The sequence below is a fragment of the Actinomadura sp. NTSP31 genome (assembly GCF_041951385.1).
In the GTDB taxonomy this organism is placed as follows: Bacteria; Actinomycetota; Actinomycetes; order Streptosporangiales; family Streptosporangiaceae; genus Spirillospora; species Spirillospora napierensis.
The window spans coordinates 40,724-62,122 of sequence record NZ_JBGNUT010000029.1 but is presented as its reverse complement, the minus strand read 5'-3'; the positions used below and the strand labels follow the sequence as shown (position 1 = coordinate 62,122).

The following is a 21,399-nucleotide window of genomic DNA, read 5'->3' as shown; positions in this document are numbered from 1 at the left end:
CGCCCTGACGGCGGCCGATCAGGCGTGGGTGCGGTTCTTGTTGACGGCGTCCTTGGTGCGCTGGACCGCGTCCTGCACGTTCGGGTTGTCCTGGGCCTTCTTGAACAGGTCCTCGGCGACGGACGTCGCGGCGCCCTCCTCGGGGATCAGCAGCCAGGCGATCGCGTAGAGCGCGATGCCCGCCCCGCCGAACACGGTGAAGACGGCCAGCACGAGCCGGACGACGTTGGCCTCGACGCCGAGGAACTCGGCGGCGCCGGAGCAGACGCCGGCGAGCATCCGCCCGTCGCGGGTGCGGCGGAGCCGCCGTTCGGTGGTGCCCTTGTTCATGTCCATGCCTCGATGATGCCCATACACGGGGGAACGCGACATCCGGAACCGCCCTGATTCGTCCCTGACCCGCGCCCCTGAGGCGGTCCCCGGGGGGATCCCCGCAGCCGCGGGCTCGTCGGCCGCATTACCGCGTCTCTTGAGCGCCGCTTAAAGTCGGTGTGAAGGGTTAATCGCTGGACGTCCCAGACCGGCCCTCGGCAGACTCGTCGGCCCAGGTAGCGGGACGGACGCACGGGCAGAGCAGGACGAGCAGAGGGAGCGGCATGAGGATCGGGATCGTCGGGGCCACCGGCCAGGTCGGGGGCGTGATGCTTCGCATCCTGGCGGAACGCGGATTCCCGGTGGACGAGCTGCGGCTGTTCGCCTCGGCCCGGTCGGCCGGGCGGAAGCTGCCCTGGGGCGACACCGAGATCACCGTCGAGGACGCGGCGGCCGCCGACTACGCGGGCCTCGACATCGTGCTGTTCTCCGCGGGGAAGGGCTCGTCGAAGGAGCTGGCGCCGAAGGTCGTCGCCGCGGGCGCCGTCGTGATCGACAACTCGTCGGCCTGGCGGATGGACCCGGACGTCCCGCTGGTGGTCGCGGAGGTCAACCCGCACGCCGCGACGGACCGTCCCAAGGGGATCATCGCGAACCCGAACTGCACGACGATGGCGGCGATGCCGGTGCTGCGGCCGCTGCACGCCGAGGCCGGGCTGGCCGCGCTGGTCGTGTCGACGTACCAGGCGGTGTCGGGCAGCGGCCTCGCGGGCGTGTCGGAGCTGCACGAGCAGGCGCGCAAGGTCGTCGAGAACGCCGACCGGCTCACCCACGACGGCGCGGCGGTCGAGTTCCCGGACCCGCAGGTGTACGTGCGGCCCATCGCGTTCAACGTGCTGCCGATGGCCGGCTCGATCGTGGACGACGGCCTCGCCGAGACCGACGAGGAGCAGAAGCTCCGCAACGAGAGCCGCAAGATCCTGGAGATCCCGGACCTGAAGGTGTCGGGCACCTGCGTGCGGGTGCCGGTGTTCACCGGGCACTCGCTGCAGATCAACGCCCGGTTCGAGCGCCCGATCGGGCCGGAGCGGGCGAGCGAGTTGCTGTCGGGCGCGCCCGGCGTGGTGCTGGCGGACGTCCCGACGCCGCTGCAGGCCGCCGGCCAGGACCCGACCTACGTCGGCCGGATCCGCCGCGACGAGACCGTGGACAACGGGCTCGCGCTGTTCTGCTCGGGCGACAACCTGCGCAAGGGCGCCGCGCTCAACGCCGTCCAGATCGCCGAGCTGGTCGCCGCCGAGTAGCGCGAGTAAAGCCGGATAACTCCGGCAAATCCGGGCGAATTGAACCGATCACGTGCCGGCCCCGTCTGACTGCCGGCACGTGATCGTCTGTTCGTGGGGGAGCCCGGATGAGGCGTTTTATGATCATGACCGCGGGGGCGGCGGGGGGAGCGCTGCTGCTGGCGGCCTGCGGCGGCGGAGGCGGCGGGGACGTCAAGGGCGCGGGGACCGCCGCGGTGTCGGCGCCGGCGATCGGCGCGACCAGCACCCCGGACCTCGGCGGCGGCGGGCGGCGGACGGCGCCGCGCAAGACGACCGCCCCGCCCGGCGCCGCCACCCTCGGCCCGCTCGGGTACGGCGCGCTCCGGCTCGGCATGAAGGCCGCCCGGCTGCGCGGCAGCGGGCTGCTCGTCGGCAAGGTGCGCGGCCGGGCCGGCGGCTGCGACGGCTACGACCTGCGGACGCACCGCACCCCGAAGGGCTCGGCCGGCGTCTACTACTCCGCCCGCCTCGGCATCACGACGATCTTCGCCGTCGGCGGGATGCGCACCCCGCAGGGGATCGGCGTGGGCTCCACGCTCGCGCAGGTCAAGCACGCCTACCCGAGGCTGGCCACCGGCGTGAACGGCTCGTCGGCGCCCGTCCCGGGCAACCCGCACGCCGTCTACAGCCTCCTGCTCAAGGACGGCCGCGTCACGTCCCTCGCGCTCGACCTCGCCGGCCAGAACTGCCACAACTGACCGGCGCACGGTGACCGCACCCCGGCGCGGCCGACCGGCGCGGTCAACCGGCGCGGCGGCCTCTGACCTCCAGGGAGTCGAGCAGGGCGGCGGTGGAGCGGGCGATCTCTTCGACGGCGCGGTCGAAGGCCTCCGCGTTGTGGGCCGCCGGGGTGCGGAACCCGGAGACCTTGCGGACGTACTGGAGCGCTGCGGCCCGGACGTCCTGGTCGGTGACGTCCTCGGAGAACGGCGGGCGGAGCGTCTTGATGCTGCGGCACATGCCTCCATTGTGACCCGCGGCACCGACAGTCCCGCCGGACGTGCGTGGGGCCCCGGCGCCCAGCAGAGGCGGGGGCGCCGGGGCCCGGCGGGGGGCGGGTCCCCGTGAGGCGGCGGGCCGCACGGGACGGGCCGAGATCCCGTCCCGTGCGGTCCGCCGGCGGCCGGCCCGGCGCGGTCGGCCGGCCGCGCCACCGCAGGCGCGGATACGGCCGGGCGGGGACGGCCGCATCCGCGAGCGTCCTGTCCAGAAGGCACGCGGTGGGGGGCCGCGGGGACGTTCTCGGTGGACTGCCCAAAGCGTCGTGTCGGCGGCCCGCCGGTGTCAACGAATCCACCGCGCACTGGATTTTCAATCCCGGTGAACGGCCCCGCTGAAATCACTGAAAAGGCCGTCCGAGCAGCGCGAACGGCGCGGGCGGCGCGAACGGCGGGACCGGCCGGTCGCCGGGCACGCCATCCGCGGAGCCGGTCGCCGTCAGGGCGCGATGCGCTCGCATAGCCAGGCGAGCGCGAGCGGGTAGCGGTAGTCGATGCCGCCGTGCCCGGCGTCGAACAGCTCGAAGTGGATCGCGTCCGCGGACACCCCGGCGTCCAGCAGCGCGCCGTGGAACGCCTCGGCGCCCACGTCCAGGAACCACTCGTCGCGGGTGCCGCCGTCGATCCAGATGGCGCGCTGCGCGCGCATCGCGTCGGCGTGGTCCGGCACCATGCGCACCGGGTCCCAGGCGAGCCAGCGGTTCCAGACGTCCGTGCGGAGCACACCGGTGACCGGGTCGAACGGGAGCTCCGGCGTGCCGTCGTCCCGCGCCGAGTAGCAGACGGCCATGCCGAGGATGTTCAGCAGCTCCATGTCCTCGGGCTTGGTGAACGAGACCCGCGCGTTGAAGTCGTCCCACCAGCGCGCGATGTCGCCGCCGTACTTGCGCAGGTGCCGGACGCACTTGGGGAATTCGGGCAGGTAGCAGTACTCGAACAGGGCGTCGCCGGCGTGCGTGGCGAGCGCGCCGAACAGGTCGGGGCGGAGCATCGGCGTGATCATCGCGCCGTAGCCGCCGCTGGACTTGCCGCTGATGGCCCGGTGCTCCGGGGCGTCCAGCGTCCGGTAGCGGGCGTCGACCCACGGGACGACCTCGTCGCAGATGTAGGAGTGGTACTTGCCGGTACCGGGCGAGTCGACGTACTGGCTGCCGCCGTGCGCCGTCCAGGCGTCCACGAAGACGACGATCGCGGGCGGGGTCTCGCCGGAGGCGAAGACGGCGTCGGCGGTCTCGGGGAACGGCTGCCGGTACGGCATCCTGTTCCGCCATATCCCGACATGCCCGGTGAAGCCGGTGATCACGTAGACGGTCGGGTAGCGCCGCTCCGGCTCGTCGTCGTAGCCCGGCGGGACGTACACCAGCAGCGGGCGTTCGTGCGGGTCCTTCAGCGGGTTGCCGCGCAGCAGCTCGCTGCTGACGACGTGCTCCTCAAGGCGTCCGGCGAATTCGGCGGACCACGGCAGCATGCGCACTCCCTCGTGTCACGGGCCACTCGATCATCTCGACGCTAACCCAGCCCCCCGCCTCCCGCGTGACCGCATCCCGCCATGTGCGGGAGGATGTCGTGCGGGCAGGTGTCACAGAACGCCCGCCGATCCGGTCCACCTCCTGACGGAAGGAGACGAGATGACCGAGAACGCCGCTCGCCTGCGCGATCTGCACCGGCCCGGCGACCCGCTGCTGCTGCCGAACGTGTGGGACGCCGCGAGCGCCAAGATCGTCGAGGAGGCGGGGTACCCCGCGCTGGCGACCGCCAGCGCGGCGATCTCCGCGATGCTGGGCTATCCCGACCACGAGGGCGCGCCGGTGGAGGAGATGTTCGCCGCCGCCGGCCGGGTGGTCCGCGCCGCGTCCGTCCCGGTGACGGTGGACGCCGAGGCCGGGTACGGGCTGCCGGCGGCGGAGCTGGTGGAGCGGCTGCTGGCGATCGGCGCCGCCGGCTGCAACCTGGAGGACACCTACGCGGGCACGCTGGCGGAGCCGGAGAAGCAGGCCGAGTACCTCGCGGCGGTCCGCGCCGCCGCGGGCGACGCCCTGGTGATCAACGCGCGCGCCGACACGTTCATCGCCGGCGTGCCGGACCCGGTGGACGCCGCGATCGCCCGCGGCCGGCTCTACATCGAGGCGGGCGCGGACTGCGTCTACCCGATCACCGCGCCGCCGGACACGGTCGCGGCGCTGGTCGAGGGCATCCCGGGCCCGGTGAACGCGAACGGCTTCCCGGGGACGTCGCTCGCGGGCCTGGCCGCGGCGGGCGCCGCCCGGGTGTCGTTCGGGCCGATGCCCTACCTGCGCGCCCTGGACTCGCTGAAGGAGTTCGCGGGACGCGTCCTGCGCAGTGAGGATCCGTACGCCTGATCGCCTGCCGGGGCGTCCGGGACGCCGGGCGCCCTTGCAAGTGCTTGCTTACTGATGGCACAGTGGTACGGAAATCGCTTCTCTGTACCAGGAGTGAGGCCCGGATGACCGCGACCGCCACGTCCTCGGAGCGCGCCCCGAAGGTAGTCTTCGACGCGATCTCCGGCATGGCCCTGTCCGCCGCCGCCGCGAACGTCGTCATGCAGCTCTCCCGCCTGCCCGTCGGGCACGGCGTCGCCGAGAGCACCGTGGACAGCGGCCGCGTCGACAAGCACCCCATCAAGCGCGCGCGCACCACCCTCAGCTACATCGCCGTCGCGATGCTCGGCACCGAGGACGAACGCCTCGCCATGCGCCGCGAGGTCAACGGCGCCCACAAGCACGTCCGCGCGAAGGAACCCGTCGCCTACAACGCCTTCGACCGCGACCTCCAGCTGTGGGTCGCCGCGTGCCTCTACTGGGGCACCGAGATGATCTACACGATGCTCTACGGCGACCCGGCCCCCGAGCAGGTCGACGCCCTCTACCGGCACGGCGCCCGCTTCGGCACCACCCTCCAGATGACCGAGGACATGTGGCCCGCCGACCGCGCCGCCTTCGAGGAGTACTGGACCGAGTCCCTCAAGAAGATCGAGATGGACGACGTCACCCGCGGCTACCTCCGCGATCTCACCGAGCTGCGCTTCTTCCCGGCGCCCGTGCGCTGGACGCTCGGCCGGCTGCACCGCTTCCTCACCCTCGGCTTCCTGCCGGAACCCTTCCGCGACGAGCTCGGTTACTCCTGGACCCGGCGCGACCAGGCCCGCTTCGACCGGTTCGCCCGGCTGCTCGCGCGCACCAACCGCGCCATGCCCCGTCCCCTCCGCGCGTTCCCCTTCAACGTCTACCTGTGGGACGTCAGGCGGCGCATCAGGAAGAGCCGCCCGATCGTCTGACGGCCGTCACGGCCGTCACGGGCGCATGCGGTCGAGGAAGGACGCGACGAGCGGCGCGATCTCCGGCAGGTGGTCCTCCAGGGCGAAGTGCCCGGTGTCGAAGACGTGGAGCTCGGCGTCCGGGACGTCGCGCAGGTAGGCGTGCGCGCCGGGCGCCGGGAAGAACGGGTCGTTCGCGCCCCAGACGATCAGTGTGGGCGGGGTGTGCTCGCGCAGCCACGCCTGCCAGGCCGGATAGCGCTCGACGTTGGAGTGGTAGTCGAACGCCAGCGCGACCTGGGCCTCCTTGCGTCCGGGCAGGTCGAGGAAGTGCTGGTCGAGCGTCCAGCCGTCCGGCGCGACCGCGGCGGTGTCGGCGACGCCGGACTCGTACTGGCCGCGCGTGCCCTGGAGCGTGAGCAGGCCGCGGATCGTGTCCTCGGCGCCGTCCCGGCCGGGGCGCAGCGCGATGAAGTCGCGCGCGCCGTCCGACAGGCCGTCCTCGTAGGCGTTGCCGTTCTGGACGATCAGGCCGGCGATCCACTCGGGGTGGCGCTCGGCGAGCCGGAAGCCGACCGGCGCGCCGAAGTCGAAGACGTACAGGGCGAACCGGGTCAGGCCGAGCCCCCGCACGAAGCCCTCGGTGACGTCGGCGAGCCGGTCGAAGGAGTAGGCGAAACCGTCCGGGGCCTCGGTGTGCCCGAAGCCGGGATAGTCGGGGGCGATCAGCCGGTAGCGGGCGCCCAGGACGTCGATGAGGCGGCGGAACTGGTGCGACGCGGACGGGAATCCGTGCAGGAGCAGCAGGACGGGCGCGTCGGCGCGGTCGGGGATCGACTCCCGGTAGAAGACGCGGGCGCCGTCGACGTCCAGGTACCGGTGAGCCGTCCGGGCGACGGAGGGGAACGTCATGGCTAACGCCTTTCATGGCTGAAGATGCGTTAGTTATAGCCGCCGGTGTTCTAACGTGTCAATGCCGCGATGTAGCATTAGAAGCATGAGCGATCTCGTCCCGCTGACCGGAGAGCCCCTCGCCCTGGACTTGATCAACACCCGCACGGCCGCCGGTGACCTGCTCGCCACCCCAGACGACCTGCACGGTTGGCTCGATCTCCAGGCCGGTCGGCTCCCGGACGCCGCTTCACCCGACATACACGACGTACGTCCCGTACACCTCGTGCGGGAGCATGCGGCGAACGCGGTCGAGCGCGCCCGGCACGGCGAACGCCCGGACACCGCCGACCTGGCCGCGCTCAACGACCTCCAGCGCGCCGCACCCGCCATCACCGAGCTGACCTGGGACGGCTCGGCGGTCGCCGCCGCACGCCGCCGTTCCGGCCCGGCCGGAGCGCGGCTGGCCGCATCGCTCGCCGAGGCCGCCGCCGACCTCCTCGCCGACCCGGCGGTCACCCGGATCCGGCAGTGCGCCGCCGACGACTGCGTCCTGCTGTTCCTGCCCGCCCACCCGCGCCGCCGCTGGTGCTCGGCCGCCCGCTGCGGCAACCGCGTCCGCGTCGCCCGCCACTACCAGCGCCACAAGCCCGGCTGATCCCCCGGTCAGCGGTGGGCGAGGACGTTGATAACACGACCGTCGGGGTCGCGGACGAAGAACCGCCGCACCCCCCACTCCTCGTCCTGAAGCGGATGGACGATCTCCGCGCCGCGCTCGCGCATGGCCGCGTAGGCCGCGTCGACGTCGTCCACCTCCACGCTGACGTCCGGGTTGACGGGCGCCGTCCTGTCCGCGGACATGAAGCTGATCTGCGCCTTCTCCTCCGCCGGGGAGGCGAGCGTCATGATCCAGCCGTGGTTCATGACCTCCTCGAAGCCGAGCAGGCCGTAGAACTCGCGGTTCTCCTCAACGGCCTCAGAATGGACATTGGGCACGACACGGCGAACGGTCATTGAACTGCTCCAGGGAAGACGTGTTCTCGACGACGACGCTATGCGTCCGCGGCGCGACGGTCTTGGACGAATGGGAGCCGTGTCGCCGGTCAGCCGTGGCGGTGGCGGCGGACCGCATAGGCGGCCGTGACGGCGGCAAGCAGCGGACCCCAGGCGACCAGCGGCAGGTAGCAGGCGTAGAGGATGGCGGCCTTGGCGCCGTGCGGCATCTCCGGATCGTCGCCGCCGAACCCGAAGGCCAGCGGCGTCCACAGCAGCATCAGCGCGACCGACCCGAGAGACGCCGGGACGATCGCGGCGAGCGGGCGGATCGGCCGGCCCCGCAGGACCGGCACCCAACGCGGCCACACCTCGCCCCAAGGCCGGACCAGACCGAGGCTGAGGAAGGCGAACGTCTCGGACGCGGCCGTCAGCGCGATCACGTACAGCAGCATGAACCACGGGCCGTTCGCCGGGTCCTGCGACCCGGTGAAACCCGCGGGCAGGCCCAGAGCGAACAGGATCCGCCAGATCCCGGCCGGAACCGCGCACCACATCGTCGCCTGCGCCGCCCAGTCGGCCCAACGCGGCACCGGCCCCCGCATCCCCGCGCCCGCCCTGCGCGTCTCGACGGCGGTCACCGCAGCGCCCCGAGCGCGTGAGCGGCGGGCTCACCGGACCCGGTGGCCAGCATGGCCCCGGCGATGAGTGCGGTGAGCACGGCGACCACCGCGACCTTGATCCTGGCTTTCCGGGACATCGCAGCCTCCCGTTCTCGCGATGCCCCCACACTCGCGCCCACCCCGCCGCGCCCGCCTCCCCCGAGCGGGCCATCCGCCTCCCCCGTCCGGACGGGCCGGCGCAGTGCTCGTCAGCGGCGGGACGCGATGCCCGCCTCGACGAGACCCCGGAGTCGAGCCGGACCGCCCCGGCGGTCCTGCCGTCCGTCCGGACGACCGTCACTTCACTCCTGACCGTCCTACCGGGGACGGACGGCCCGCTGAAGGCGAGCCGGTTCACCTGATCCCAGGGCGTCCAGTGGCCGTTGACGATGACGCCGTCCGGCCCGCCCACGCGGGCGCGCACGAAAGGCCACGCCACGACCCTGCCCACCGCCGCCAGGCCCGGGCCCGCCCGATGCTCACGCTCACCGCAGACCAGGCGCATCTTCGTGACCAAGGGCCATCGGTACACCCGCACGACGGCCAGGATCATCAGCTTGATCAGGAGCATCCGATGAGGAGCACCCGCATGGCGATGACCAGGAGGACGCGACCAGGCAACCGGTAATGACGCCCCGGACGTCCTCGGCGCCGACACCATGACGGTCTCGGCACCTACCTGATCGGCTTCATCGAGGGAACATACGCCCACGCCTGCGACTCGGCGCACGACGGAATCCACGGCCGCGCATTCGCCCGAGCATGCCCGGCCGGCGCCGTGCTAGCAGGCACTGTCATGGCGGCGGGCAATCCCGCTGCACCGAGGCGCTCATCACCTCTAAGCCCGCGCTGTGAGGGCGGAAGGCGGCTGGAGGTTGCTTGGTGAGTCGGAAAGTGGTGTTCGGTGCGTGGACGGGAGCGGCGTCTCGTGCCGGAGGGTCGGCAGGCGCAGATGGGTGATCGGACGGGCGGTATCGGCCGTGGAGCGTCCGGCCGTAAGGGTGTTCGGGACGAGGTGGAAAGGGTGTTCGTGCGGTGGGGTGGCGCTGGCGTACGGGGCCGCCCCTCCAAAGTCAAGGGCGCCTTCGGCGTCGCTTCGCGATGGACTTCGTCCACCCTTGACTTTGGAGCCTCTGCGGCCCCTGAGGCAGCGCTTAAGGGGCAGGCTCCGCCTGCCCCGCCCGGTCGCGCCACCCCACCGCCCCCGAACCAGCGGACGACGCCGGGCGGCGGGACACCGGATAATGCGCCGTGCCGTCATCGAGACAAAGAGCCAACGCGGAGCGAGATGACTCAGGAAGAGCGTCTGCCTAGAGCGACGGACTTTGACCCTGCCGACTTCTACACGGGCATCGTCGCGGAGATTTACGGACCGCTGAAGGCTTTCTCTCCAGAGCTGGAGCAGTATGCGGCCTTCATCGAGGAGGCTGGGGCCCCGGCATTGGAGTTGGGGTGCGGGGATGGCGATCCCTTGCTTGAGCTGCGCCGACGCGGCCTGGATATTGACGGCGTCGACTCCTCCGCTGACATGCTGGAGCGTCTCGGCCGCCGGGCCTGCGAGTACGGGATCGCGGCGACCGTCTTTCACCAGCGAATGGAGTCACCGAACCTGCCCCGTCGCTACCAGGCGATCTTCCTGGCGGGACCGACCTTCACCCTGCTTCCCGACGACGCTGCCGCACTGGCGACGCTGCGCGGCATCCGCACTCACCTTGCCGAGAACGGCGCAGCGCTGGTTCCTCTCTTTGTCCCTTCGCCGATGCGTCCCGAGGAGATCGGCCGGGCACGCACGGCGGTCGGCCCTGATGGCGCCGAGCTTCGAGTGTCCGTACTTGCCGAGGACCGCGATGAGGCCGCGCGGACCCAATCCACGCTGTTGCGCTACGAGCGCCACCATGGCGCCAGCCGTTCCGTGGTGGAGCGTCCGTGGATCCTGCACTGGTATTCAAGGTCTGAATTTCAGGCACTTGCTGCGGCCGCGGGGCTGACCGTCACTGCGGTCACCGACGCTCACGGAGCCCCAGCCACCGCCAGTACGACCGACCTGAACTTCCGCCTCAAAGTCGCCGCCTGATCCGGCGCATCGGTCTCTCTCGGGCCCGGTCTCGTTCTGCTCCGCCTGACCTGAGCTGGCTGCGGCCGAGGGGTAGCCGATGCAACGGGCAACGGGCATGCCGGTTCGCCCGAGATCCGGGGTGGGATTCGGGCGAACCGTTGGCGTGAGGGTGGGGTGGGTTACGCGGCCCAGGTGGCGGTGGTGTCGGGTGGGCCGATCGTCCCCGGTGGCCCGCTACCCGTCCGGGGTCTGGATCTTGATCGGGCGCCCGGTGGTGGTAGCAACCGGTAGACGTATCGCCCGTCGGGATCTTTGCCGATCCCGATCTGATCTGGGCTGGTGTGTTTGAAGCGGTTGTGCCACCCGCACGTGAGGGTGAGCTGGTCGATGTCGGTGGGGCTGTTTCCCAGGGCCCAGCCGTTGACGTGGTCGACCTCGCACAGCGTCCCGGGGATCTCGCATTCCCGTACTGCACAGGTCGGGTACAGGGTTTCGAGGACTTGGCGTTGGGCGGCGCTGGCGAACCGCTCCCGGTAGCCGAGGTACAGCGGCGTGTGCCCTCGCCCGAGGATCAGCGGTGAGACTCCGGCCGTGAGGGCGATGCGGCGGGCTTGGGCGGCGGGGATCGGGGTGCCGTCGGTGAGGCGGGCGGGGGCGTTGCCGCCGGTCAAGGTCTCGAGGTCGCAGATGACGGTGACCTTGGTGGCCTTGTGCCCACCCGACAGCACACTGGACAACGCCGCCGCCGTCCGCTCACCCATGTCACGGTGGTCCTCGGGCCCGGCCGGCTTGGCCAGCGGGGCAAGCGTGCCGTCCCAGATCGCGGCGTCCTCGGCGTTCAACCAGCCCTTGATGTAACGGCCACCATCCAGCGAACCGGTGCTGGTGATCCAGGACTTGGCGTACCCGCGCTTGGCGTCCTCGCCGGGTGCGGCCTCGGTGCCGTCGCGTTCGGCGATCACATCGCAGATGCGGCGGCCGAACACCCCCACCTTCGCCGCCGAGAACCCTTGGTCGACCAGCCCCAGCAGGGTGGTCTCGGCTTCGGCGCAGTCGGTGTCTTCCAGCCTGGCCACGCTCTGCGCGACCGTGGCCGCGTAGCCGTAGGACAGCTCCCCGGCGGCGAGGCGTTCGGCGACTTTCGGGAGGCGGTGCCGTTGGCGGGCGAGGATGAGGCGTTCGGTGGTGCGGTTCTCCCGCATCCCCAACCGCGACCGTAGCCACGCCCGCGTCGAGGGATATCCCCACCGCTTCTGCTCCCCGGCCACGTCGACGCGGCGAATGAAACCAGCCAGTGCGCTTTCCTGCATATCGGCCGCAGCGGCCAGAGCCTCGGTGAGTTCCAGACACGCTGCCGCCGATTCCGGGGCTTCCCGAGCGGCGAGTTCAGCGGCGATCGCCGAGACCGCGTCCACCAATTGCATGGTGGACGCGACCTCAAGGTCGACCGTCACTGATTGCATAGGTAAAGCATACCCTACGTGGCCGACAAATATCGGCTCGACGGACCCTTAATTTGACCTTCCAGGAAAAGGTATGGCTAGGTATACCTTCGGGATACTGATCATCCTCTACGGGGCCCGGGGAATGCCATTTTGTGGGGATTTGCGAGCACGCGTACGTGGGTGGGTGGTGGGGTGGCGCGTCCGGGCGGGGCAGGCGGAGCCTGCCCGTTTGCGCTGCCTTAGGGGCCGCAGAGGCTCGAAAGTCAAGGGTGGACGAAGTCCATCGCGAAGCGACGCCGAAGGCGCCCTTGACTTTTGAGAGGCGGCCCCGTACGCAGCGCCACCCCACCACCCGAACACCCTTCTGACTAACAGACGAACACTCCACTCCGAACGTCTGAACACCCCTCAGCAAACAGCCATCCACCCCGCGCCGACAGGAGTCGACAGGATGGGGTGAGAAGGTCTCCGTACCACGAGGATTCGACCCGGCGCCGGCTTCCGCAAGAGCAGGCCCCATTGACGATGATCGCTCAGGTTCGCCAAGTTTTCGGGCGTTGGGCCGCGGCGTGGACGTTCGCGACCTGCTCCGGGGTGAGTACGCGGCCGCGGCGGCGTAGCCAGCGGTGGAGCGCCTTCACGTCGGGTAGGACGGTGACGTCTTTTGGGCCGCCGTTCCGGACGGTGAAGCCTTTTGCGCCTACGAACACGACGACCGCGTGCACCGGGACATGGCGTCCGCAGGCATCGGTGAGTAGTGCTCGCGCGCGCTTGGCCTCGTGGCGTGAATTGCGCAGGTAGTCGACCTTGGTGGCGCCGACCATCATGCCGTTCTCCGCGACCCAGACCTTTGCGCGTGTGCTCTTGGTGTTGACGGTGATGACGCCGAACGGTCCGATCAGTACGTGGTCGATGTCGGCGCCGTTGCGTCCCACGGGAACGGCGTGGAGGACGTGCCAGCCGTGTTTGCGTGCCCATTTGTCGAGCTTGGCGCCCACGGTCCGTTCGGCCTTCGCGCCTACCGCGAAGTTCCGGGAGTCCGTGCGGACGCCGAACATCGCGGCGAGCCGCGTCCGCCAGTTGCGCAGCTCGTCGGCGCGGGCCTGTGCGGCGGCGCCGGCCCGGTTGAGCGTCAGGTCGCCGTCTGGTTCGGCGGTGACGGGCGGCGCGGGTAGGGCTGGTGGGGGTTCGTTGAGGTTGCGGCATTCGGTGCGGACGGCGTCCCAGAACGGCGCCGCGAGTTCGGGGAGGTCGAGCTCGTGGCGGCCCGTGCGGACGTCATACCAGCCGACCTTCTGCTTGCCGCGCGACACGTAGATCCGCAGGTGACCGTAACGGCGCCAGGCCTTCGCTTCGAGGTCGTCCACGATGGTCCCCTAATGTGATCTCTGACAGATCTTGGCAGCCTATGTCACGGTGACGGCCCTTGCGGGTTGGCGGAGAATCGGTATCGGCCCGCCGCACTGTTGTTTTGGGGACTCTGCTCGGTGTCCTCGTTACCGGGGCCATGCAGCATTGGCAGGCGGCGCGGGAGCGGAAATGGACGCGAAGGGACTCGTTGGCGGACGTCAAAAGGGGCGTCTACACCGAGTACCTGCGGGCCGTCAGCGCGAGTTATGCCCAGGCCCTGTCGGGGCGGCGGGGGCGTCCGGACGATGCCGCGCTGCTCCTCGCGGACGACGAGGTGGCCGGGCCGGCGAGGCTGCCCACGGACGCCGTGCTGGAGGTGCGTGCGCGGGTCGCCCGGAATGCCGGTGTGACCGCGTCCGAGGTGGAGGACGTCGACCGCCGGCGGGGCCGCGGGGCGGGTCAGCGGCGGGCGGTGATGCGGGTGGGGAGGGAGGCGAAGCCGCGGTCGTTGGAGGAGTGGATGCGCTGCGCGCCGTCCTCGTCGATCTCGTAGTCGGCGACGACGGCGGTGACCTCCTCCAGGGCGATGCGGGCTTCGAGGCGGCCGAGGTTCGCACCGAGGCAGTGGTGGCGGCCGTTGCCGAAGGCCAGCGACGGGCCGGTGTCGCGGTCGAGGTCGAAGCGGTCCGGGTCGGGGAAGACCGAGGGGTCGCGGTTGGCTGCGCCGGTGAGCAGGAGGACCTTCGCGTCCGCGGGGATCTCGACGCCGTGCAGTTCGACGTCCTCGGTGGTGGTGCGGGCGAGGACCTGGGAGGTCGGGTCCCAGCGGAGGGTCTCCTCGATCCAGTCGTCGATGCGGCCGCCGAAGGCGCGGGCGCGCTCGGCGGGGTGCAGCCAGGCGGCGTGCCAGGCGTTGCCGAGCGTCAGCATGGTGGTCTCGATGCCGGCGCCGACGAGCAGGATGAGCACGCCGACGATCTCCTCGGGGGTGAGGCGGTCGTCGCCGTCGGCGGCGTCCAGCAGCCCGGACAGCAGGTCGCCGCGGCGCTCCTTCGCGCGCTCGATGGTCAGGTCGGTGTAGTAGCCGACGAGGGCGCCGATGGCCTGCAAAGCTTCGGGCGGCAGGTCGTCGCCCTCCTCGCCGCGGTACATGATCGCCATGCCGAGGTCGCGGACCATGCCGCGGTCGGCCTCGGGGACGCCGACCAGTTCGGAGATGACGTCGGTGGGGAAGCGGCCGGCGAAGTCGGTCATCAGGTCGAAGGCGTCGCCGTCGAGATGGGGCCGGACGCAGTCGCGGGCGATCTCGCGGATGCGGGGTTCCAGTTCCTGGACGCGGCGCTGGGTGAAGGCGCGCGAGACGAGGCCGCGCATCCGGGTGTGCTTGGGCGGGTCCATGGCGACGAAGGAGAAGAACTTCTCCGCCTGGGGGCCCCAGAACGCCGGTTCGATGCGCAGTCCGTTCCGGCTGGAGAAGCGCGCGGAGTCGCGGAGTGCGGACAGCACGTCGTCATGCCGGGACAGCGCCCAGAAATCGTCCGTTTCGTTGCGGTGGACCGGTGACTTTTCGCGCAGTTCCGCGTACACCGGGTAGGGGTTTTCCTGAATCGCGAAGTCGAAGGGGCTGTAGAGGGGTTCCACCGTGTGCCTTCCCGGGTAGCCGATGCGCGATGGACCGATCCTGCCACGCATAATGGTGTCCTGGCATTTCACTTCCGTCGCGGTTTCGCGGCGGACGACGAAGCGAGGCCGCCCTGGACACCGAGCGAGTTCCGCCGGGCATCGACCCGACGAAGGCGCATCCGTCCCGCCGGTACAACTACTGGCTCGGCGGCAAGGACAATTTCGCGGTCGACCGGGAATCGGCGGAGATGGTCGCGTCGGCGTTTCCCACGGTGAGCCTGGCCGCCCGGGAGAACCGCGCGTTCATGCGCCGGGTGGTCGGCCACCTGGCGGGGGAGGCGGGGATCGGGCAGTTCCTCGACATCGGCACGGGACTGCCGACGGCCGGGAACGTGCACGAGATCGCGCAGGCGATCGACCCGTCGGCGCGGATCGTCTATGTCGACAACGATCCGATCGTCCTGGTGCACGCCCGCGCGCTGCTGACGGGCGAGCCGCGGGGGCGGACGGCCTACATCGACGCGGACCTGCGCGACCCGGAGAAGATCCTCGCCGACCCCGACCTGCGGCGGACCCTGGACCTGTCCCGGCCGGTCGCGCTGATGCTGGTCGCGACGATGCATTTCATCACCGACGACCACGACCCGTACGGGATCGTCCGGCGGCTGCTCGGCGCGCTTCCGCCGGGCAGCCATCTGGTGATGACGCATGCGACCGGCGATTACCTCACGCCGGAGGAGTACGCCGTGAATGTGGAGGCGAACGAGCGGAGCGGGGTGCCGTTCCGGCTGCGCAGCCGCGACGAGTTCGCGCGCTTCTTCGACGGCCTCGAACTGCTGCCGCCGGGTGTCGGCTCGGTCGTGGAATGGCGTCCGGAGCAGCGGGCGGAGGACCGTCCGGCGATCGAAGACGTCTCGATGCTGTGCGCGGTGGCCCGCGTCCCCTGACCTGGCGACGCCGGGGTCACGACTCCAGGACGGAGCGGATGGCGTACCGGGCGTTGGCCGAGATGACCGGGTTGGTCGAGCGGTAGTACGGCAGCTGGATCACCGCCATGGACAGCGCCCAGCCCCGGCCGCGCAGCCAGGACGCGTCGTCGGCGTCCACCGCTTCCCGGAAGGCGGGGCGCGCCTCGGGCGGCAGCAGGTTCCAGGCCGGGATCAGGTCGCAGGCGGGGTCGCCGACGCCGGCGGTGGCGAAGTCGAGGACGCCGGTGAGGCGCCCGGCCGCGTTCACCAGCAGGTTGCTCGGCATGAGGTCGGAGTGCAGCCAGCAGGGCGGCCCGGTCCAGGCGGGGGCGCGGAGCGACTCGTCCCAGGACGCCTGGATCGCGTCGGCGTCGAACGGCTCGTCGGTGCGCCTGAGCTGGTCGATCGCCGCCCGCATCTCGGTGTCGACGGAGGCCGCTGGGCCGCCGCGGTAGGCGGCCGGGCCGCCTGGAACGGCGGTCCTGCGCAGGGCCAGGACGAAGCCGGCGATGTCGCGGGCCAGGTCCGCGGTGGCCTGCCCTTCGACCGGCGGTTCGCCGTCGAGCCACCGGTGCACCGCCCACGGCCAGGGGAAGCCCTCGGCGGGCCCGCCCGTCCCGGCGACGGCCGGGATCGCGACGGGCAGGCCGGGCGCGAGCCGCGGCAGCCACCGCGCCTCGCGCTCCAGCGCCCGGACCCCGTCCGCCGTCAGCGGCAGCCGGACGGACAGCGCGGAACCGAGCCGGTAGACGGCGTTGACGGTCCCGCCGGACGCGATCCGCTCGACGGGCAGCTCCGCCCATTCCGGGAACCGGCCGCGCACCAGCCGCCGGACGAGGTCCGCGTCCGTCTCGACCTCGCCGGGGTGCATCTTCGCCATCGGGCCAGCAGACCCGACGCCGTTCCGGCGGGTCAACCGGATTAGGTGAGCGGCAGGACGCGGCGGGCTTCGGCGTGGGCGTGGTCGTGGATCTCGAGTGCGGCGGCGAGCGCGGCGTCCAGGTCGTCGAGGGTGCGTTCGACCAGGTCCAGCGCGTCGCGGGCGCGTTGCAGGCCGGACGACGTGACGAGGGAGCCGCGGGCCAGGCCGTCCAGGAGGGCGCGGTCGGCGTCGCGGTAGAGCGTGAGCGCGGGCATCAGCCGTTCGGTGTCGGCCTTGAGGGCGGTGAAGCCGTCGGCGGCGGCGGCGAGTTCGGCGGTCCGGGATTCCAGGGCGGCGCGCTCGTCGGTGAGGCGGCGGCGCGCGGCGGTGAGGTCGGCGTCGGTGGCGGCGGCCTGTTCGACGGTCTCCCGGAGCCGCTCGTCCAGCCGTTCCAGCTGCGCGCCGGTGAGCCGGAGCAGGGCCGCGGCGGACGCGCCGAGCTCCGCCTCCGCGTCGCGGGCGGCCTGGAGCGCGGGCATCCGGGCCTCGAACGCGTCGCGCTGGGCGCGGAGCGCGTCGAGCTCGTCGCGGAGGCCGTCCAGGCGGCGCAGTTCGGCGAGTTCGGCGCGGACGGCGGCGTGCTCGCCGGCGGTGGCCTTCATCGCGTCCACGACGGGGCGCAGCCCGGAGAGGCGGCGGTGGTCGGCGGCCAGGTCGGCGCGCATCCGGGCGAGCTCGGTGGTCGTCTCCTCGAAGTGGGCGACGAGGTCGCGGCCGAGGTCGCCGCCGCGGGCGAGGGCCGGCATCGTCTCCAGCAGCTCCGGCAGGTCGTCGAGGGCCTCGTCCAGCCCGGACACGAACCGGAGCGCGGCGAGGTCGTCGCCCGGCGGGACGGCGCGGGCCTCCTCCAGCGCGGCGGCCAGCGCGGCCTTCAGGGCGGCGAGCGCGTCGGTCATCGGGCGGGCCTTCCGAGGGGGACGGGCACCGGTTCGGCGTCCGGCGCGAGGGGGAACAGCGCGACGACGGGCCCGCGGGTCGCGGCGCGGAGCCCGATGCGGTACGCGCCGGGCGGCAGCGCGCCGGCGCGGCAGGGCGCGGGACGGCCGTCGACCTCGACCGGCAGCGTCCCGGCGTCGTCGAGCATCAGGGACGGGACGCCGAGCGCGGGTTCGCGGCGGTGGCACAGCAGCAGGTCGCGGCCGTTGAGGGCGGCGAACCGGCCGGGCCGTCCGGGCACGCCGATCTCGGCCTCGGTGGGCAGCCCGTCCTGGATCCGGTGGATCGGCAGCCGGACGTCGGGCAGCGGCGCCTCGCGGAACAGGCCGTCGGCGATCAGCGCGGCGCCCTCCACGGCGGCGTGCGGGCCGAGCCGGAGGGCGTCCGGCAGCATCTCGGCGACGAGCGGGAACTCGGCGAAGCCGCCGGTCAGCACTACACGCGCCGTCTCCGACGGCCAGCGGGACGCGAGGGCGGCGAGCCGCGCGCCGACCGGCTCGAACGCCTCCAGCAGCGCCCCGGCGGTGATCTCCAGGTCGCCGGCGCGCAGCGCGAGCGCGTTCCGGAACAGCGCCTTCTCGCGGGCGGTGGCGAGGACGGCGGCGAGCCGTTCGGCGTTCCGGGCGGCGGACGAGGCGAACTCCCGCCGGTGCCCCGGCGCCACGGCCTCGGCGAACGCGTCGCCGCCCGCGCCCGCGTCGAAGGCGCCGTCCACCAGCCGGACGGACTCGCCGAAGACCTCGCAGAGCCCGATCCCGGTGCCGGACGCGCCCGCGTCGCAGACCAGGTAGCGGCCGGGGCCGGTGCGCGCGGCGGCGTGCGCGGCGACCGCGGCGAACCGGCCGATCAGCGTGGCCGGTCCGGCCGGCAGGACGGTCGCGTGCAGCAGTTCCTGCCGCGCCAGGCCGGCGCCGTGGTCGCGCCAGTGGTCGGGGACCACGCAGGTGACCTGCCGTCCGGTGCCGGCGGCCCGGGCCAGCACCCCGGGAACCGCGTCGGGGGGCGGCGTCTCGATGACGGTGAGCCCGGCGGGGGTCCGGATGCGGGTGGTGGCGGTCCCGACGTCGACCGCCGCCGTCACGACTTGCCGCCGCGGATCCACCGGCCGCCGGGCTTGGACGCCTTGACCAGCTGCTGCGCCCACTCGGCGATCCGCCTCAGCCGGTCCCGGGTGTCCTCGCCGATCAGCACGTCGTCGTCCTCGCCGGGCCCGGCGGTGACGTCGATCAGCAGCAGCCAGAAGTCGATCTCGGCCACGGCCGTCGCGGCGGCCCGGGTGCGCAGATCGGGGCCGAGGGCGTCGACCCGCGCGAACGTGCGGGCCAGGTCCAGGGCGCGGTTCATCGCGTCGGGCACGCCGAGCTCGCCCAGCGACAGCCGCACCTCGTCGACGATCTGGACGACGGCGGCGCCGGTCAGCTCCAGCGGGCCGTCCAGCAGCATGCCGACGATCCGGTCGTTCGGCACGCCCCGCGCCATCTCCTCGGCGCACAGCCTGCCGACATGGTCGGCGGGCGCGTTGTACGGCAGGTTCGTCAGCACCGTCATCAGGGACTCCTTCGCGAGTTCCGGGAAGCGTTGCGCGGCCTCGTGCCACCAGACCTGGTACTCCGCGACGGCGTCGAGGCCGGGCACGCGCGCGCGGGCGGCGAGCATCGCCTTCGCCACGGGACGGCCGTCGGCGGGCGGCCCGGCGGTGAGGTCGCGGGCCAGCAGCAGGACGGCCCCGGCGGCGCCGGGCGATGCGGCCCAGCCGCCCGCCCGCAGCCAGGTCGCGAGGGCCTGGCGGCGCCGGTCGGCGCGCCCCTCCGGCAGGGGCAGGCCCCATACCGAATGGAATCCCTTCCGGTAGCGGGGGTGGTCCGCGGCGGAGCCGCCGGTCACGTGGTGCGGCGGCTCGCCGAGCCAGAGCAGCAGGCCGTCCAGGACGCCCCGGTCGGCCGGGTCGGACGTCTGCGCGCTCGCCAGCCGGCCCTTCAGCCGCAGCGCGTCCCCGGCCGGGATCCGGTCGAGAGCGGTCAGCCAGCCGGTGATGCCCTGCAGCACCAGGCCGAGGCGCCGGGCCTCGGCGGCGAGGGCGAGCACGTCGCCGACGCAGGCGGGGTCGTGCCCGGCGAGCCGGGCGAACCGGCCCGCGTCGACGGGGGTCAGCGGCGTGAACAGCAGGAGGCGGAACAGTCCGAGCAGCGACTCGGGCAGGTGGTGGGTGAGCCGCTCGTACCAGGCCTGGAGCGGCCCCGCCGCGCCCCTCCCCAGGGCGGCCATCAGCGCGCACACGACGCGGGGCGCGCGGGGCAGTTCGGCGAGCGTCGCGGGCCACTGCGGGCCGTCCGGGGTGACCGACCAGGGGCCGATGACGTCCAGGACGAGCAGCCCGGCGGCCTCCGCGCCCGCCTCGTCGGCGCCGCGCTTGGGCGGGGTGATCAGCGCCGCGAGGAGCGCGTCGGCGCCGCCGAGGTCGCCGGCGAGGTCGAAGTACGGCAGGGCCCGCTTCGCGCGCTCGCCGGGCGGGACGTTCCCGCCGTCCCAGACGAGCCCGCGCACCGCCGCGCACAGCTCCCGGAACGGCGTCACGGTCGTGCCCGCGATGTCCGCCCAGCATTTTCGCAGCAGCGGGACGTCCCCGGGGGCGCGTTCCTGGACCAGCGCGTTGAGGATCTTGCGGGCGCCCGCGTCGCCGAGTTCCCGGTAGCGGCCGCCGTCCAGCAGTTCGCGCAGGTCGGCGGGGTCGTGCGTGCCGCGTTCGACCCCGCGCAGCACCGTGACGGGCCAGTCCAGCGAGCCGAGCACCCGCACCGCCAGGCCGGGGTCGGCGTCGGCGAGCGGCTCGGTGGCGCGGGCGAGGTGGGCGATGACGTCCTCGTGCGAGCGGCCCCGCTCCCCGAACAGGTCGGCGAGCATGTCCGCGTACGCCCGGCCGGACGTGTCCTGCTCCGGCAGCCGCGGCGCCTGCCAGTCCAGCTCGGCCGTGCGCTCGCGGACCTGCCGCGCGAACGCCAGCGACACGTTCCGGTTGCCGCTCTGGTCCCAGGTCGCCGCGCTGAACCGGGTCCGCCACCCGTACGGCAGCAGGCTCGCGACGGCGTCGAGGAACTCCAGCCGGTCCAGGACGGCCAGGTCGCCCGCCCCGGTCACGGTGACGGGGCCGTCCAGCAGCAGCGCCGCCGCCGCCGCGACCCGCTGGACGCCGAACCGCCGCACCGCCGCGGCGGGCCGCGCCGGGTCGAACGGCGGGACGCGCAGGTCCAGGCCGTCGGACGGGAACGGCGGCGTCAGCGCGGACAGCGCCTCGCTCAGCCCGGTGAACGACACCGGCGACCGCCGCAGCGCCTCGTACGGCACGCACAGGTAGCGGGTCTCGGCGATGGGCCGGCCCGCGCCGTCGGCCTCGCCCGTCCAGTCCTCCAGCGCGACGCCGATGCGGGTGCCGTCGTCGGCGCCGCGCACCTCGCTGATGGTGATCCACGGCAGCGCGGCCGGGCCGGACCGTCCCGGCGAGGGGGTGCCGAGCGCGTAGTGCCGCAGGATGTGCGCGTAGTCGGCGGCGGAGAAGTCGGGGCCGCCGCAGCCGGTGACGCGGTACTCGTCGTAGCTGCCCGGCGGCTTCCCGCGGATCGCCCACCCCGCCCGCAGCGCGGTCACCG

The 21,399-nt window shown here is 72.7% G+C and carries 21 protein-coding genes; 7 read left to right on the top strand and 14 right to left on the bottom strand.

Annotated features, from left to right (window positions below; all coding sequences use genetic code 11):
- Positions 1–18: 18 nt before the first annotated feature.
- Positions 19–336: a PspC domain-containing protein gene (locus ACA514_RS36650; protein WP_375045876.1), complete on the bottom strand. Its 318-nt coding sequence runs from the start codon at positions 334–336 to the stop codon at positions 19–21.
- Positions 337–596: 260 nt separating this feature from the next.
- Between ACA514_RS36650 and ACA514_RS36645 the strand changes: the two genes are divergently transcribed.
- Positions 597–1,616, top strand: a complete 1,020-nt coding sequence (locus ACA514_RS36645; protein ID WP_375045875.1) for an aspartate-semialdehyde dehydrogenase — start codon at positions 597–599, stop codon at positions 1,614–1,616.
- 107 nt (positions 1,617–1,723) lie between these two features.
- Positions 1,724–2,335 (top strand): hypothetical protein, encoded by a 612-nt coding sequence (locus ACA514_RS36640; RefSeq protein WP_375045874.1) that lies wholly within the window; start codon positions 1,724–1,726, stop codon positions 2,333–2,335.
- 43 nt (positions 2,336–2,378) lie between these two features.
- Here ACA514_RS36640 and ACA514_RS36635 read toward each other — a convergent pair whose 3' ends face one another.
- On the bottom strand, positions 2,379–2,597 hold the full coding sequence (locus ACA514_RS36635) for a DUF2277 domain-containing protein (protein WP_375045873.1): 219 nt from the start codon (positions 2,595–2,597) through the stop codon (positions 2,379–2,381).
- Positions 2,598–3,074: 477 nt separating this feature from the next.
- Positions 3,075–4,103, bottom strand: coding sequence for an alpha/beta hydrolase-fold protein (locus tag ACA514_RS36630; protein WP_375045872.1), 1,029 nt, complete (start codon positions 4,101–4,103; stop codon positions 3,075–3,077).
- Between the two features lie 160 nt (positions 4,104–4,263).
- Between ACA514_RS36630 and ACA514_RS36625 the strand changes: the two genes are divergently transcribed.
- Positions 4,264–4,995: an isocitrate lyase/phosphoenolpyruvate mutase family protein gene (locus ACA514_RS36625; RefSeq protein ID WP_375045871.1), complete on the top strand. Its 732-nt coding sequence runs from the start codon at positions 4,264–4,266 to the stop codon at positions 4,993–4,995.
- Between the two features lie 104 nt (positions 4,996–5,099).
- On the top strand, positions 5,100–5,930 hold the full coding sequence (locus ACA514_RS36620) for an oxygenase MpaB family protein (RefSeq protein ID WP_375045870.1): 831 nt from the start codon (positions 5,100–5,102) through the stop codon (positions 5,928–5,930).
- Positions 5,931–5,945: 15 nt separating this feature from the next.
- Here ACA514_RS36620 and ACA514_RS36615 read toward each other — a convergent pair whose 3' ends face one another.
- Entirely contained in the window at positions 5,946–6,821 is an 876-nt protein-coding gene (locus ACA514_RS36615; protein ID WP_375045869.1) for an alpha/beta fold hydrolase, read from the bottom strand.
- 85 nt (positions 6,822–6,906) lie between these two features.
- On the opposite strand from ACA514_RS36615, the gene ACA514_RS36610 reads away from it, so the two are divergent.
- On the top strand, positions 6,907–7,458 hold the full coding sequence (locus ACA514_RS36610) for a CGNR zinc finger domain-containing protein (protein WP_375045868.1): 552 nt from the start codon (positions 6,907–6,909) through the stop codon (positions 7,456–7,458).
- 8 nt (positions 7,459–7,466) lie between these two features.
- Here the strand turns inward: ACA514_RS36610 and ACA514_RS36605 are convergent, their stop codons facing one another.
- The 3 genes from ACA514_RS36605 to ACA514_RS36595 form a co-directional block, all read right to left on the bottom strand.
- Positions 7,467–7,814, bottom strand: a complete 348-nt coding sequence (locus ACA514_RS36605; RefSeq protein ID WP_375045867.1) for a VOC family protein — start codon at positions 7,812–7,814, stop codon at positions 7,467–7,469.
- An 89-nt stretch (positions 7,815–7,903) separates the two neighbouring features.
- Positions 7,904–8,434 (bottom strand): hypothetical protein, encoded by a 531-nt coding sequence (locus ACA514_RS36600; protein WP_375045866.1) that lies wholly within the window; start codon positions 8,432–8,434, stop codon positions 7,904–7,906.
- Entirely contained in the window at positions 8,431–8,553 is a 123-nt protein-coding gene (locus ACA514_RS36595; RefSeq protein ID WP_375045865.1) for a hypothetical protein, read from the bottom strand. The genes ACA514_RS36600 and ACA514_RS36595 overlap by 4 nt, the downstream gene beginning before the upstream one ends.
- Before the next feature lie 1,190 nt (positions 8,554–9,743).
- Here ACA514_RS36595 and ACA514_RS36590 point away from each other — a divergent pair.
- Positions 9,744–10,529: a class I SAM-dependent methyltransferase gene (locus ACA514_RS36590; RefSeq protein WP_375045864.1), complete on the top strand. Its 786-nt coding sequence runs from the start codon at positions 9,744–9,746 to the stop codon at positions 10,527–10,529.
- 161 nt (positions 10,530–10,690) lie between these two features.
- Here the strand turns inward: ACA514_RS36590 and ACA514_RS36585 are convergent, their stop codons facing one another.
- The 3 genes from ACA514_RS36585 to ACA514_RS36575 all read right to left on the bottom strand — a co-directional run bounded on the left by ACA514_RS36585 (position 10,691) and on the right by ACA514_RS36575 (position 14,947).
- Positions 10,691–11,974, bottom strand: a complete 1,284-nt coding sequence (locus ACA514_RS36585) for a DUF222 domain-containing protein (RefSeq protein ID WP_375045863.1) — start codon at positions 11,972–11,974, stop codon at positions 10,691–10,693.
- A gap of 515 nt (positions 11,975–12,489) precedes the next feature.
- Entirely contained in the window at positions 12,490–13,323 is an 834-nt protein-coding gene (locus ACA514_RS36580) for a nuclease-related domain-containing protein (protein WP_375045862.1), read from the bottom strand.
- A gap of 442 nt (positions 13,324–13,765) precedes the next feature.
- Entirely contained in the window at positions 13,766–14,947 is a 1,182-nt protein-coding gene (locus ACA514_RS36575; protein WP_375045861.1) for a cytochrome P450, read from the bottom strand.
- A 65-nt stretch (positions 14,948–15,012) separates the two neighbouring features.
- Between ACA514_RS36575 and ACA514_RS36570 the strand changes: the two genes are divergently transcribed.
- Complete coding sequence (locus ACA514_RS36570; protein WP_375045944.1) at positions 15,013–15,876, top strand: SAM-dependent methyltransferase; 864 nt, start codon at positions 15,013–15,015, stop codon at positions 15,874–15,876.
- A gap of 16 nt (positions 15,877–15,892) precedes the next feature.
- Here ACA514_RS36570 and ACA514_RS36565 read toward each other — a convergent pair whose 3' ends face one another.
- Genes ACA514_RS36565 through ACA514_RS36550 form a run of 4 tightly spaced genes read right to left on the bottom strand, consistent with a single transcriptional unit; the run spans position 15,893 to position 21,397 of the window.
- Positions 15,893–16,777: an aminoglycoside phosphotransferase family protein gene (locus tag ACA514_RS36565; protein ID WP_375045860.1), complete on the bottom strand. Its 885-nt coding sequence runs from the start codon at positions 16,775–16,777 to the stop codon at positions 15,893–15,895.
- 41 nt (positions 16,778–16,818) lie between these two features.
- Positions 16,819–17,715: a hypothetical protein gene (locus ACA514_RS36560; protein ID WP_375045859.1), complete on the bottom strand. Its 897-nt coding sequence runs from the start codon at positions 17,713–17,715 to the stop codon at positions 16,819–16,821.
- Complete coding sequence (locus ACA514_RS36555) at positions 17,712–18,836, bottom strand: hypothetical protein (protein WP_375045858.1); 1,125 nt, start codon at positions 18,834–18,836, stop codon at positions 17,712–17,714. Before ACA514_RS36555 ends, ACA514_RS36560 begins: the two co-directional genes overlap by 4 nt.
- The gene (locus tag ACA514_RS36550) at positions 18,833–21,397 is read right to left on the bottom strand and encodes a hypothetical protein (protein ID WP_375045857.1); all 2,565 of its coding nucleotides are present in this window, start codon (positions 21,395–21,397) and stop codon (positions 18,833–18,835) included. The genes ACA514_RS36555 and ACA514_RS36550 overlap by 4 nt, the downstream gene beginning before the upstream one ends.
- Between the last annotated feature and the right edge of the window lie 2 nt (positions 21,398–21,399).

What these genes read in the sequence shown, in the direction of transcription:
- ACA514_RS36650 (WP_375045876.1), bottom strand. Translation starts at nt 336, where the DNA reads ATGGACATGAACAAGGGCACCACCGAACGGCGGCTCCGCCGCACCCGC.
- ACA514_RS36645 (WP_375045875.1), top strand. Translation starts at nt 597, where the DNA reads ATGAGGATCGGGATCGTCGGGGCCACCGGCCAGGTCGGGGGCGTGATG.
- ACA514_RS36640 (WP_375045874.1), top strand. Translation starts at nt 1,724, where the DNA reads ATGAGGCGTTTTATGATCATGACCGCGGGGGCGGCGGGGGGAGCGCTG.
- ACA514_RS36635 (WP_375045873.1), bottom strand. Translation starts at nt 2,597, where the DNA reads ATGTGCCGCAGCATCAAGACGCTCCGCCCGCCGTTCTCCGAGGACGTC.
- ACA514_RS36630 (WP_375045872.1), bottom strand. Translation starts at nt 4,103, where the DNA reads ATGCTGCCGTGGTCCGCCGAATTCGCCGGACGCCTTGAGGAGCACGTC.
- ACA514_RS36625 (WP_375045871.1), top strand. Translation starts at nt 4,264, where the DNA reads ATGACCGAGAACGCCGCTCGCCTGCGCGATCTGCACCGGCCCGGCGAC.
- ACA514_RS36620 (WP_375045870.1), top strand. Translation starts at nt 5,100, where the DNA reads ATGACCGCGACCGCCACGTCCTCGGAGCGCGCCCCGAAGGTAGTCTTC.
- ACA514_RS36615 (WP_375045869.1), bottom strand. Translation starts at nt 6,821, where the DNA reads ATGACGTTCCCCTCCGTCGCCCGGACGGCTCACCGGTACCTGGACGTC.
- ACA514_RS36610 (WP_375045868.1), top strand. Translation starts at nt 6,907, where the DNA reads ATGAGCGATCTCGTCCCGCTGACCGGAGAGCCCCTCGCCCTGGACTTG.
- ACA514_RS36605 (WP_375045867.1), bottom strand. Translation starts at nt 7,814, where the DNA reads ATGACCGTTCGCCGTGTCGTGCCCAATGTCCATTCTGAGGCCGTTGAG.
- ACA514_RS36595 (WP_375045865.1), bottom strand. Translation starts at nt 8,553, where the DNA reads ATGTCCCGGAAAGCCAGGATCAAGGTCGCGGTGGTCGCCGTGCTCACC.
- ACA514_RS36590 (WP_375045864.1), top strand. Translation starts at nt 9,744, where the DNA reads ATGACTCAGGAAGAGCGTCTGCCTAGAGCGACGGACTTTGACCCTGCC.
- ACA514_RS36585 (WP_375045863.1), bottom strand. Translation starts at nt 11,974, where the DNA reads ATGCAATCAGTGACGGTCGACCTTGAGGTCGCGTCCACCATGCAATTG.
- ACA514_RS36565 (WP_375045860.1), bottom strand. Translation starts at nt 16,777, where the DNA reads ATGGCGAAGATGCACCCCGGCGAGGTCGAGACGGACGCGGACCTCGTC.
- ACA514_RS36560 (WP_375045859.1), bottom strand. Translation starts at nt 17,715, where the DNA reads ATGACCGACGCGCTCGCCGCCCTGAAGGCCGCGCTGGCCGCCGCGCTG.